Here is a 13383-nt window from a genome sequence, read left to right as displayed (position 1 = left end):
ATGAGAGGAGTAGAAACCCGTATTCAGGAGATCCGCCACAGAATTTTCAGAGAAGTAGCCCGTATGGCTTATCATACCGAATGGCCGGTAGACAAGCGTATTGAAGAGCTTCCATATAAGATCATTCCGGGAGAAGTTGGAAACTTCCGTAATGACGTATTCTTAGAGAGAGCGATCGTAGGAGAGAGACTGCGTCTGGCAATGGGACTTCCATGCCGTAATGCATCTGAGCATGCACCAGTTTCTGACAATATCGAAGCAGCAGACAGAGCAGAGACCTACTACACACCGCCTCTGATCAATGTTATCAAATTTGCCTGCAACGCCTGCAAAGAGAAGAGAGTCCATGTAACAGACGGATGTCAGGGATGTTTAGCTCATCCTTGCGTAGAAGTCTGTCCAAAGGGAGCTGTTACCCTGGATCGTACTACAGGACGCTCCCATATTGACGAAGATAAATGTATCAAATGTGGAAAGTGCGCAACTGTATGTTCCTACAATGCTATCATCGTTCAGCAGAGACCATGTGCAGCAGCCTGCGGTATGGATGCTATCTCTTCTGATGAAAACGGTAAGGCAGACATTGACTATGATAAGTGCGTATCCTGCGGACAGTGCCTTGTAAACTGTCCATTCGGCGCTATCGCAGATAAGTCCCAGATCTTCCAGACCATCCGTGCCATCCAGTCCGGTGAACGTGTATACGCAGCAGTAGCTCCTGCATTCGTAGGCCAGTTCGGACCAAAGGTAACTCCTGGAAAACTGAGAGCAGCTATGAAGAAATTAGGCTTTGCCGATGTATTTGAGGTAGCAATCGGTGCTGACCTTTGTGCAGCCCAGGAAGCACAGGACTTCTTAGATGAAGTACCGGAGAAGATCCCATTTATGGCAACTTCCTGCTGTCCTGCATGGTCTGTAATGGCAAAGAAAGTATTCCCGAAATACGCAAACTGCATTTCCATGGCACTGACCCCTATGACCCTGACTGCAAGACTGATCAAGAAGCAGCATGAGTCTGCAAAGGTTGTATTTATCGGACCGTGTGCAGCTAAGAAGCTGGAAGCAATGCGTACCAGCATCCGAAGCGATGTGGATTTCGTACTGACCTTTGAGGAAATGGCCGGAATTTTCGATGCAAAGCATGTAGATATTGAAAATATTGAAGAAGATCCAAACGGTGTCAACGATGCTTCCACAGACGGAAGAAACTTCGCTGTTGCAGGCGGTGTGGCAACTTCTGTTAAGGATGTATTAAAAGAACTGAAGCCGGATATGGAAGTTAAAATCGCAAATGCAGAGGGCTTAAAAGAGTGCCGTCAGCTGTTAAAGCTTGCGACCTTAGGCAAGTATGACGGTTATCTGTTAGAGGGAATGGCATGTCCAGGCGGTTGTGTAGCCGGCGCCGGAACCATGCAGCCTGTTAAGAAATCCCAGGCAGCCGTTAATATTTATGCTTCCAAAGCAAACCACAAAAACTGTCATGAGACAGAATATGTAAAAGAGCTGGATAAACTGGTTGATTAGTGGTTGTTTTAAATTACATTTTCCTTTATAATAATATGTGATTTTGGTAACTCAAAACACTGCTTTCCTGATGGTGAAAGAAAGTCTATGTTTCAGGCTTCGTGTACCAGAAGGGGAGCAGTGTTTTTATATACCAGGAACTTCCGTTTTAGAGGTAATTGAAAATACATGGCAGATAAAAAACAAAAAATACTGATCGTAGACGATTCAGAGATGAACAGGGACATACTGGCTGTAATGTTAGGCAGTGATTATGAGATCCTGGAAGCTGAAAATGGTCTTGAAGCTATAGAGATCCTTCAACAGGGAATGACAGACATTGATCTGATCCTGTTGGATATTATGATGCCGGAGATGGATGGGTTTGACGTGCTTGGCTTTATGAAGCGCAGCCATATGACAGAAGTGATCCCGGTGATCATGATCTCATCTGAAAGTTCTTCTTCCTATATAGAGAAGGCATATGAGATGGGAGCAGCTGACTATATCAGCCGTCCTTTTAATGCCCTGATCGTAGGACGAAGAGTTATCAATACACTGATGCTTTATGCCAAGCAGAAGCGTCTGGTGCAGATGGTAGCAGACCAGGTCTACGAAAGAGAAAAAAACAACGATATGATGGTCAATATTTTAAGTCATATCGTAGAGTTCAGAAATGGAGAGAGCGGACAGCATGTGCGCCATATCCATATGATGACAGAGATACTTTTGCAGCATTTGCAAAAGAGGATCACAAAGTATCAGATCACACAGGAAGATATTGTCCGTATAGCAACGGCATCAGCTCTTCATGACATAGGAAAGATCAGTATACCGGATACCATCTTAAATAAACCGGGAAAACTGACTAAAGAAGAATATGAGATTGTGAAGACCCATTCTATGGCAGGTGCCCAGATGTTAGACGCACTGCCTGAATATAAGGATACGCCTTTTGTAAAGACTGCTTATGAGATCTGCAGGTGGCACCATGAGCGCTACGACGGAAAGGGATATCCGGACGGATTAAATGGAGAAGAGATCCCTATTTCTGCCCAGATCGTTTCTGTTGCAGATGTATATGATGCTCTTACCAGTGAGCGATGTTATAAAAAGTCTTTTTCACATGAAAAGGCAATGGAGATGATCTTAAATGGAGAATGCGGGCAGTTCAGTCCGCTGATCTTAGAGTGTCTCCAGGACTCATCCCAGGAGATCCAGGAAAATCTTTGTGGAAATCCTACAGGAAAAACCAGTGATAAACAGGTTTACAGTGTGGTAGAAGAGATACTGGAACACAAGGACATTGGAGAAAGTTCCTATTCTGGAAACTGGATGGAACGGAACTGGGAAAAAGCAGCATTTTTCAATACCTGGAGCAATGAGCTGCAGTTTGATTACAACAGCAGTACAGGTATGATCTATTTTTCAGACTGGGGCGCTGCACTTTTGGGCCTGACGAAAAATAATATTGATCTGGGAAAAGAAAAACAGCTGTTAGAGCCTTGTGTGGATGTAGAACAGGTGATCAGCCGGATCAAAGAAACATGTCCGGAAAAACCTGAAGTCACTATGGATGTGGAACTGCATCGGCCGGATGGAAGTTTTATTTATGAATTACGTTTAAGATCTCTCTGGACAAAAGAGGAAACTTCGACTTATACAGGTACCATTGGAGTAGCCAAAATCAAAAGTGGCAAAAAAATGGGGGGGGGGGCAAAATGAATTACCGGGAATTAGACGAACTGGTCGTTCAGTTAAAAAAGATATTTGACGTAGTCCGCCTTGTAGATGTAGATAAGACAGAAGTTGTCATGCCGGAACAGTCCCATGCCTGCTATGCAGTCTGGAACAGGCAGGAGCGGTGTGAAAACTGTATCTCTGCCAGAGTCGTTGCCCAGAGGTGCCAGCTGACAAAGATCGAATTTGTAGACTCCAAAATATATCTTGTGATCTCTCACTATGTGGAAATCGATGGAAAGGGATATGCTTTAGAGATGGTAACAGAGATCCGGGATGAGCTGCTTTTTGGAGCTTATGGACGGAGTGAGCTGATCGAGAAGATCGAGCAGTATAACAATAAGATATATCGTGATCCCCTTTCCGGTGCTTTTAACCGGAGATATTATGAAGAGCAGGCCTGCCATATGGTATATATGGACGGTGTTGCCATGATCGATGCAGATGATTTTAAGGAGATCAATGATAAATATGGACATATGGTAGGAGACCTGGCGCTGAAAGCCTATACAGAAGGTGTCTTCTCCGTGATCCGAAGTACAGACATACTGATCCGCTATGGCGGTGATGAGTTTGTCTTACTGATCAATCATGTTCTAAAAGATGTTTTTATTGATAAGCTGGAGAGAATATGCAAAGCTGTTTCTGCGAAAAAAGTAGAAGGATATCCGCAGATCCAGTTATCAGTGAGTATCGGAGGCGTCTATAAAGGCGGTCCGGTGAAAACAGCCATTGTCCTTGCGGACAGTGAAATGTATAAAATAAAAAAGTTAAAAAACAGTGTATCTGTTTATGAAGGAGGAGAGTAGTCGTGAGTTTAAAAGAGTGTTATGATAAGATGGGTGCTGATTATGAAGATGTATTATCCAGACTTAGAAGTGAAGTGCTGGTACGCAAGTTTGCTTTGAAATTTCTGGATGATGACAGTTATGCCAATTTAAAGGCAGCGATGGAAAGCGGAAACGCCCCGGAAGCATTTCGCGGCGCTCATACCTTAAAAGGTGTTGCCCAGAATTTAGGATTTGGACCTCTTTATAAGGCAGCAGCAGAAGTAACAGAGAGCCTGCGTCCATCAGAAACAAGCTCCGGTGATATGGAAAAAGCAGCTAAGTTGATGCCTGCAGTAGATGAAGAATATGCACGCACCATAGCTGCTATTAAAGAACTTTAAGTAGTGCAGTTTACAGGAAGTTTTACCGTAAATTTAGATCCAAGGTCCGGCTGGCTGGTCACCTCAATGGTGCCGTCACAGAGACTGAGGATCTTTTTTACTAATGTCAGTCCAAGGCCATTGCCTTCCATGCTGCGGCTGCCTTCTGCCTGGTAAAATTTGTCAAAAATATGTTTTTGCACCTCTTCGGTCATGCCAATGCCGTTGTCCGCAACGACCACATTTACAAAAGAGTCTTCTGCAGTCATTTTTACAGATACAAGACCGCCGGATGGAGTAAACTTAATTCCATTGGAGATCAGATTGGTCCAGATCTGAAAGATCAGGTCTTCGTTTCCATAGAAAGATATTTCCGGAAGATTCAGGTCAATATCAATATTTTTGGCAGACCAGATGGGCTCTAGGGAAAGGACTGCCTGACGGATCTGTTCATCTAAAGAGAAGGTTTTCTTTTCAGAGATGATGGACTGGTTTTCCAGTTTGGACAATTTTAAAATGTTTCCGGTAAGAGTAGAAAGCTGCTGGGAGCTTTTTAAGATCTGTTCTGCGTACAGCTTATTCTGTTCATCCCTGGTAGAAGCAGACAGAAGGGCAGCGTAGCCTTCAATGGCAGCAAGAGGGGTTTTTATCTCATGGGATACATTCTGGATAAAATCAGACTGCAAAGTTTCAATGGAATTTAACTCCTTCACCATTTTATTGAAGTTTAAATTCATCTCCCTGACTTCATACCAGATGTCATTTTCTTTTAACCGCACATCAAAATTTCCTGCAGATACCTGTTCTAAAGCATGGACCAGGTCCTGGATAGGGCGGAAAAAGTGGTGGGAGATGACTGTGGTAATGCACAGGGAGATCAGTGCGGAACTGCAGGTGTTGGTGAGAAAAGGAAACCAGCCCATAGGGGGATGATCCGGACTTAATATGCCTGCGTGGAATAAACACCAGGCAATGCCGGAAAATACGAAAAATCCCAGTGCCTGCACAACAATGATCAAACTGATAAAAATACCCCATAATTTCAGATCTTTCATTCTTTCATCACCGCCTTATATCCAAGTCCACGGACTGTTATGATCTCAAAATCCGGATTATTCTCAAAACGTCTGCGCAGCCGGTTGATATGTACATCAATGGTCTGTAGGTCTGACTCACTGTTGCGCCCCCAGATCTCATCCATTAACTGCATACGGGTAAAGATCTTATTTGGATAGGAGATCAGCTTAAATAGCAGGAAAAATTCCTTCTGGGGAAGCATCTGGGGATCATCTCCCCAGGTTACGGTCAGTGCATCATAATCCAAGATAGTATGAGGCAGAGTAAGCCGTTTATTACTGGCAATGTGTGAACGGCGAAGCAGTGCCCGCACCCTCAATACCATTTCATCTAAATTTACCGGTTTTGTCATATAATCGTCTGTTCCCAGGGAAAAGCCCTTATTTTTAGAAGGAAAATCATCTTTTGCAGTGATCATCAGTACCGGCATGCCGGGGTTGGAATGGCGCAGCAGTTTGGTAAATTCATAGCCGTCCATAACAGGCATTAAAATATCGGTGATCACCAGATCTACATGTTCGTTCTCGATCAGATCCCAGGCTTCCTGTCCATTGTGTACAGTTAAAACCTTAAAACCTTCTTTTTCCAGCACAATGCGGTAGAGCTGCAGCAGGGAGTCTTCGTCTTCTATTACAAGAATGGTCAATATCTGCATGGTAGTTTCTTTGCCTTTCTTCTTTATATATTTTATAGATTGATCCTATTTTGGGCCTGCATCTTCAGATCAGCCTCATTATCATATTCAGCATAGCACATTTTCATGAACATCAGGTGAAATATTGGGAACAAAATAAAAGAATAAGGAAAGAAAGTTCAAAAAGACCTGAATGGAAATGTGAAAAATATGTGATTTCATCTTCAGTTCATCTTCGATTAAGAAAGGGTTCATTAAGTAATGGTATCCTTAGGAAGAATGTTAATGAGAAAAGCAGCGTTTTTTGCTGCGTGGGGAAAGGATAAGAGAAAAGATGAAGAAAAAGATCATAATTGCAGGGATCTGTATTATTGCATTGTGTGCGGTCATCGTACCTAAATTTACGAAACCGAAACAATTTGCCCAGGCAGTGGCTCTTCCTGTTATGGATGCAGAAAAACCTGAGACAGGAGATATCCGGCTGACCACCAGTGTGATCGGTAAGATCGAGCCTTCTGATGTGGTTTATATTTATCCAAAAGCAGCCGGTGATGTAACAGAGGTAAATGTAAAGGCCGGTGATATAGTGACCAAGGGACAGGTTCTTTGCAACATTGATACCAAGCAGGTAGAATCAGCGAAAAATACCATGGATTCAGCGGCATTAACATTACGTCAGGCACAGGAAGAACTTTCACGCCAGCAGCTTTTATATGCAGGCGGCGGACTTTCTGATCAGCAGTACAGCCAGTACCAGAATGCAGTGTCCAGTGCCCAGATAAACTATGACCAGGCAAAATATAACTACGAAACACAGCTGGAATACAGCCAGATCACAGCACCTATGGAAGGTCTGGTAGAGATCTGTAATGTGGAAAATTATGACAATGTATCCCAGGGCAATCTGATCTTTGTTATTTCCGGACAGGGAAGCAGAGTGGTATCTTTCTCCACTACAGAGCGCATCAGAGGCTATCTGAAAGAAGGAGATACCATTGATGTGGAAAAGGACGGACAGACTTATGAAGGTACGGTTTATGAAGTAAGTACCATGGCGGATGAGACTACAGGACTTTACAAGGTAAAGGCTTCTGTGGACGCAGATGTGGTTCTTCCTACCGGTTCTGAAGTAAAGCTGTATGTAACTTCTGAAAAGGCAGAGGGAGTTATGACCATTCCGGTAGATGCTGTTTATTATGAAAATGGCGAACCTTATGTGTATACATATTCAGACGGAAAAGTATGGCAGAAATTTATTGAAGAGGGAATTTTTGACTCCGATATTTTAGAGGTAAAATCCGGTCTTTCTATGGATGACATGGTAGTTACTACCTGGAGCTCTGAGCTGTATGACGGAGCAGAGGTAAGATTAAAAGGGGAAACGACACAGGATGACAGCACCGGTGATGCAGCCGGAGCACCTGCAGGTGGACCAGAAGGGAATGCACCAGGCGGACCGGGAGCTCCCATGACAGGAAACAAGGCACAGTAAGGAGGACGACATAATGAATGGTTTAACAAGATTTGTCCTCAAACGGCCCATTACCACATTGATGGCAGTGCTCTGCCTGATCGTTTTCGGCTACACTTCTGTAACCAGCATGAGCCTGGAAAATATCCCGGATATGGAAATGCCGGTACTTATGGTCATGACCACTTATTCCGGTGCAAGCCCTGAGGACGTAAATGAGATCATTACAAAGCCCATTGAGGACCAGGTGGGAACCTTAAGCGGTCTTAAATCTGTTACATCTAATTCCAGTGAAGGCAGTTCCATGGTCATGCTGGAATATGAATATGGCACAGATACAGACGAGGCGTATGATGACCTGAAAAAGAAGGTAGATCTGGTAAAAAACAGTCTTCCTGACAGTGCAGGCGATCCTATGATCATGGAAATGGATATGAACTCCATGCCATGTGTTACTTTATCTATTGATAATACATCCCAGGAAAACCTGTATTCTTATGTAGAAGATAAGATCCAGCCGGAGTTTGAAAAAATTGCCCAGGTAGCAGATGTAAGTGTCCGCGGCGGTTCTGATGAATATATTAAGATCCAGATCATTCCGGAAAAATTAAGCCAGTATAAAATGACCATGTCTTCTGTTGCAGCAGATATTGCAGCAGCGGACATTTCCTATCCTTCCGGTGATACCCAGGTGGGAAGCTTAAAGCTTTCTGTTTCTACCCGTACCACCTATGATACAGTAGACCTGTTAAAAGAGATCCCCTTGACCAGTGCAGATGGAAGCACCATTTATCTGGAGGATGTGGCAGATGTATACACTGCACAGGAGGAAAATGACGGTATCGCCCGTTACAATGGAAATGATACAGTGTCGCTTTCTATTACCAAGCAGCAGAGTGAAACAGCAGTTTCTGTTTCCAATGCAGTAAAAAAGACAATTGCAAATCTGGAAGGAGCCGATGAAAACTTACATATCATCACAGTACGTGATGATGCAGACAGTATTATAAGCTCTTTAAAGGATGTAGCCCAGACACTGGTCCTGGCGATCATTATCTCCATGATCATTATCTGGCTGTTCTTTGGTGACTTAAAGGCGTCCCTGATCGTAGGTACTTCCATTCCTATTTCCATTTTGTCAGCACTGATCTTAATGAGTTTAATGGGCTTTACCTTAAATACCATTACCATGAGTGCCCTGACACTTGGCGTTGGCATGATGGTAGATAATTCCATCGTTGTTCTGGAAAGCTGTTTCCGTATGACAGCAAAGCGGCGGGGCGGATTTGTAGAATATATGCAGGATGCCTTAGAAGGTACCAGTCTGGTATGGGAGTCCGTACTCGGCGGTACAGCCACTACCTGTGTTGTATTCCTGCCACTGGCATTTTTACAGGGTATGACCGGACAGATGTTTAAGCCATTGGGCTTTACAATTGTATTCTGTATGGCAGCATCCCTGATCTCATCCATTACCATTGTGCCCCTGTGCTATATGGCTTATAAGCCAACAGAAAAGCTGTCAGCGCCATTTTCCAGACCTGTAAAGAGGCTGCAGGAAGGCTACAGAAAGCTGATGAGCACCCTTCTTTACAGATCTAAGCTGGTTATGTTTACCTCCATTGCACTTCTGGTTTTAGCTCTGTTCGTTGGAAAATCCCTGAAAATGGAGCTGATGGCTGCAGATGATGAAGGTGAGATCACAGTAACTGTAGATACAAGACCGGGGCTTCAGTCAGAAAAGGTAGATGAGATCTTAAAGCAGGTAGAAGCCATTATCAGTCAGGACGAAAACCTGGACTCTTATATGACTTCCTATGGCAGCTCCCGAAGGGGCGGCAGTTCTGCTACTGTGACCGGTTATCTGAAGGACGACCGTACCATGGCAACTGCAGATGTGGCAGCAAAATGGCAGCAGGAGCTTTCTGATATTACAAACTGTGATATTACCGCAGAGGCCGGTTCTTCCATGAGCATGATGTCTGCTACCAGACAGAGCTATGAGGTGATCTTAAAGGGAACGGATTATGACGAAGTAAAAGAAGTAACCAATTCCGTTGTAGAAGAGTTAAAAACAAGGGATGATGTGACAAAGATCCATTCTGACGTGGAAAACTCATCTCCTGTAGTAGAAGTAAGAGTTGATGCCTTAAAGGCAAAGTCAGCAGGTCTTACCCCATCCCAGATCGCGACTGCAGTAAGCAATTGTATTGACGGTGTAAAGGCAACCACCATCCAGGTAAACGGTGAAGATATTGATGTAAAAGTACAGTATGCAGAGGACGAATATAAGAGCATTGACCAGGTACGTGGCATTGTTCTTACCACCGGAAAAGGCGGTTCTGTGGCTTTGTCTGATGTGGCAGATGTAAAATTCGTAGACAGCCCTTCTTCTGTAGCAAGAGAAAATAAGGAATATACAGTGACCATCTCTGCAGAATATACAGAAAAGGCCACCCAGAATACCAGAAACCAGATCCAGGAGGAAGTAGTAAAGCCTCATCTGACCAGCACAGTAAGTATTGGCTTAAATTCCAGGGATCAGTCCAGGAACGAGGAGTTTGCATCCCTGTTTAAGGCACTTGCTATTGCAGTATTCTTGATCTTTGTTGTAATGGCAGCCCAGTTTGAGTCTATTAAGTTCTCCGGAATGGTCATGACCACTATCCCGTTCAGTCTGATCGGTGCATTTGGGCTGTTGTGGCTCACTGACTGTTCCATCAGCATGGTTTCCCTCATCGGTTTCCTGATGCTGATTGGTACTGTTGTAAATAATGGTATTTTGTTCGTGGATACTGCAAACCAGTACCGGGGAACCATGAATCGTGATACAGCTCTTATTGAGGCAGGCGCTACCCGTATCCGACCTATTCTGATGACAACGCTGACAACCGTTGTTTCCATGATCCCTATGGCATTTAGCGGAACCACTACAAAGAGTCTTGCTATTGTAGATATTGGTGGTCTGACAGCTTCCACCATCCTGTGCCTTTTGATGCTTCCTGTATATTACCGCCTCATGAGCGGCAGGGAAAAACCAGGAGACCTTGAGGCACCGGCAAAGAAGCGTAAACGTACCAGAGAGAATATTATGAACAAAATAAAAGGATTATTTGCAGGATTTAGCAAAAAAGGGAACAAAAAGGATGATCAGTAATAAAGATAGCAATGGATCAAAGGATAGAAAGAAGGATGACCATGAGGAAAAATAAATATGGTACATATGGTACATTTTCCAGATCATTCAGCCGTGTGCTGGCAGCCGCTTTTGTGGCGGCTGTGGCAGCGGGGACTATGCCTGTATACAGTGCCTATGCAGCAAGTCCCTCTTTTGCCAGGACCGAAGAGGAATGGGCAAAATTAAGGGATAATGTGATCGAATATGATGAACTGGAAGGGCTGATCCATGAGTACAACGCTACAGTGCAGAATAATCAGTATACTTACCAGAAATTCCGCCAGGACTATGGGAATACCAATGAGGAAGTGGCCCAGGAATATTATAAGCTGGCCCAGGACTATTACAACGATATGTCCGGGGATGATGATGCTTCTTCCCGTATGTCGGACCTGAATTTACAGATCCAGGGAGACAATATGCAAAAGCAGGGAGATGAAACTTTGGAGGACAGTAGGATTTATCTTCTTACCTATGAGCAGGCAGAAAAGAACCTGGTTGTTACGGCCCAGTCAGATATGATCTCTTATTATGAGAATTTGATCCAGAAGGAGCAGGCAGAGGCAACCCTTACAGAGGCAAAGGAAAATCTGGCTCTGGCACAGACAAAGCTTTCTGCAGGTACCATTACCCAGTTAGATCTGCTGACAGCCCAGGAAAATGTACAGACAGCAGAAAATAACTTGACCCAGCTGGAAAATACGATCAAGAACTTAAAAGAGAATTTCCAGGTGCTTTTAGGCTGGAGCTACAATGACTCACCGGAGATCGGAAGTCTGACGGATGTGGATGAAAATGAGATCGCGGCCATGAACCCGGATACAGACCTGGCACAGGCAATCGAGAACAACTATACCTTAAAGATCAATGAGCGGAAGCTGGAAAACGCAAAAAATGAGACAGTAAAGAACCAGCTGACTACAGCCATTGCCAATAATAAGAAGCAGATCGGCGCATCTTTATCCGGCGCTTACAAAAAGGTGCTTTCAGCCCAGATCTCTTTACAGCAGGCCCAGACAAAAGCACAGTTGGAGCAGACCAATCTTTCCAATGCAGCTTTAAAGATGGCAGCAGGAATGATGACTAAAAATGATTACGATGCCCAAGAACGGGCTGCGAAAACCAGTGAAAACTCAGTAAAAACAGCACAGATCAGTCTGTTAAGCACAGTGGAAAATTATAAATGGGCGGTAAAAGGCCTGGCAGCAGCCCAGTAGGAAGGAGGCAGCTTGTATGTTTTTAAAGGATAAATATGGAAAAAAATGGAAACTGCAGGCGGCAAAGGTTTTAAGGACAGGTGCGCTTTGTGTGGCGTTAGCTGGTGTCGGTACAGGCGTTATGGGCACTTTGGGAGAACTTGGAGCTGATCTGGGCCGGCTGGGGCTGATCACTGCCTATGCAGATGAATTTGCAGACCGGCCGGAAGAAGTGGAAGGCAGCTCCCAGATCCAGGTGGGAAATGCAGACGGCTCGGATGCGGAAAAAGAGGATACCAAAGGTTCTGATACTGCCCAGTGGATGGGGCAGGTGGAGACCGATGAGACAAAGCTGCAGGATAACCAGTTAGAATACAGTGAGCTGTATACACTGATCTCACGGTACAATCCTACTATTGAGCAGTCTTTAACCAGTTTTAACCAGTCTTTGGAAGATTATGTCAATGCATGGGATGAATTGAAGTTTGGACAGTCAAGCGCGTCTACGGATCTGCAAACTGCTAAACGGGATGGCGATATGGAAAATTATGCTTACTACAGCCAGGAAAAAGCAGTTTACAAAGCTGCATCCAGCATGTATAAAAAAATGTATGACAGCATGAAAAAAGCCAGTGATAAAAGTTTAAGGACCATGACCCGCCAGCTGACAGTGGCAGCCCAGTCCCTGATGATGACTTATGAGACTTTAAGTCTTCAGAAGGATACACTGACAAAACAGGTGGAAGTATATGAAAAGGCTTTAAACCTGGAAAAAACAAAACAGGCAGCAGGAATGTCTACAGCAGCTGATGTGCTGGAAAAAGAAAATCAGTTGTTAAGTGCTAGGAGCAGCCTTTCTTCCCTGGAAGAGAGCTTAAACAGCACTTACAGCAGTCTCTGCCTTATGGTAGGACGGGATACGGACAGCGGCCTTGTGATCTGTGAGATCCCGGCAGCAGACCTTGCAAAGGCAGACAGTATGGATCTGGAAGCGGATACGAAAAAGGCTATAGGAAATAACAGCTCCCTGATCAGCAGCCGTGGCACGAAGGCAACTTCTACAGCAGCAAAAAATAACCGGAATGCTACCGTAGAAGAGGGGGAGCAGAACCTGACTATTCAGATGAACCAGCTTTATGAGAATGTATTGCTGAAAAAAAGTGAGCTTCAGGCAGCTCAGACTGCGTTCCGGAAGGCAGAAGGACAGAAGAAGAATGCGGATATTAAATACAGCGCCGGTTTATTAAGCCAGGAAGAATATCTCACAGAAGAAATGAACTATATTTCCCAGACAGCAAGCTACAAGGCAGCTGACCTGGCATTTACCCAGGCGGCTGATACTTATGGATGGGCAGTTATGGGAATTACACAGTAGGATTTAAGGATAAGAATTTAGGATATAAGATCGGGATACAGGCAGCGCCGGAGAGGGCG

Annotated in this window: 10 protein-coding genes; 8 read left to right on the top strand and 2 right to left on the bottom strand. The window is 44.3% G+C overall.

Annotation, left to right across the window (positions count from 1 at the left end):
- The 4 genes from DW251_RS05100 (at position 1) to DW251_RS05085 (ending at position 4414) form a co-directional block, all read left to right on the top strand.
- On the top strand, positions 1–1524 hold the full coding sequence (locus tag DW251_RS05100) for a 4Fe-4S dicluster domain-containing protein (RefSeq protein ID WP_021870545.1): 1524 nt from the start codon (positions 1–3) through the stop codon (positions 1522–1524).
- 168 nt (positions 1525–1692) lie between these two features.
- A complete protein-coding gene (locus tag DW251_RS05095; RefSeq protein WP_118300401.1) occupies positions 1693–3228 on the top strand; it encodes an HD domain-containing phosphohydrolase in 1536 nt (511 codons plus the stop codon).
- Positions 3225–4052, top strand: a complete 828-nt coding sequence (locus DW251_RS05090) for a GGDEF domain-containing protein (protein WP_118300400.1) — start codon at positions 3225–3227, stop codon at positions 4050–4052. The genes DW251_RS05095 and DW251_RS05090 overlap by 4 nt, the downstream gene beginning before the upstream one ends.
- Positions 4053–4054: 2 nt before the next feature.
- On the top strand, positions 4055–4414 hold the full coding sequence (locus DW251_RS05085; protein WP_021870542.1) for an Hpt domain-containing protein: 360 nt from the start codon (positions 4055–4057) through the stop codon (positions 4412–4414).
- Here DW251_RS05085 and DW251_RS05080 read toward each other — a convergent pair.
- The gene (locus tag DW251_RS05080) at positions 4411–5448 is read right to left on the bottom strand and encodes a HAMP domain-containing sensor histidine kinase (protein ID WP_118300399.1); all 1038 of its coding nucleotides are present in this window, start codon (positions 5446–5448) and stop codon (positions 4411–4413) included. The genes DW251_RS05085 and DW251_RS05080 overlap by 4 nt on opposite strands.
- Positions 5445–6119, bottom strand: coding sequence for a response regulator transcription factor (locus DW251_RS05075; protein ID WP_182433581.1), 675 nt, complete (start codon positions 6117–6119; stop codon positions 5445–5447). Before DW251_RS05075 ends, DW251_RS05080 begins: the two co-directional genes overlap by 4 nt.
- Positions 6120–6438: 319 nt before the next feature.
- Here DW251_RS05075 and DW251_RS05070 point away from each other — a divergent pair, with 319 nt between their 5' ends.
- From DW251_RS05070 to DW251_RS05055, 4 genes are read left to right on the top strand one after another with little or no spacing between them, the layout of a single operon-like run.
- Entirely contained in the window at positions 6439–7596 is a 1158-nt protein-coding gene (locus DW251_RS05070; protein ID WP_021870539.1) for an efflux RND transporter periplasmic adaptor subunit, read from the top strand.
- A gap of 13 nt (positions 7597–7609) precedes the next feature.
- Positions 7610–10732, top strand: coding sequence for an efflux RND transporter permease subunit (locus DW251_RS05065; RefSeq protein ID WP_118300398.1), 3123 nt, complete (start codon positions 7610–7612; stop codon positions 10730–10732).
- Positions 10733–10773: 41 nt separating this feature from the next.
- Positions 10774–11970: a TolC family protein gene (locus DW251_RS05060; RefSeq protein ID WP_118300397.1), complete on the top strand. Its 1197-nt coding sequence runs from the start codon at positions 10774–10776 to the stop codon at positions 11968–11970.
- A 16-nt stretch (positions 11971–11986) separates the two neighbouring features.
- Positions 11987–13324 carry a TolC family protein gene (locus tag DW251_RS05055; protein WP_118300396.1) on the top strand — a complete coding sequence of 446 codons (1338 nt, stop codon included), beginning with the start codon at positions 11987–11989 and terminating at the stop codon, positions 13322–13324.
- Positions 13325–13383 lie beyond the last annotated feature (59 nt).

Origin of the sequence: Clostridium sp. AM22-11AC, from assembly GCF_003473545.1 — a bacterium.
Lineage (GTDB): Bacteria > Bacillota > Clostridia > Lachnospirales > Lachnospiraceae > Enterocloster.
This window is presented reverse-complemented; position numbering and strand designations above follow the sequence as displayed.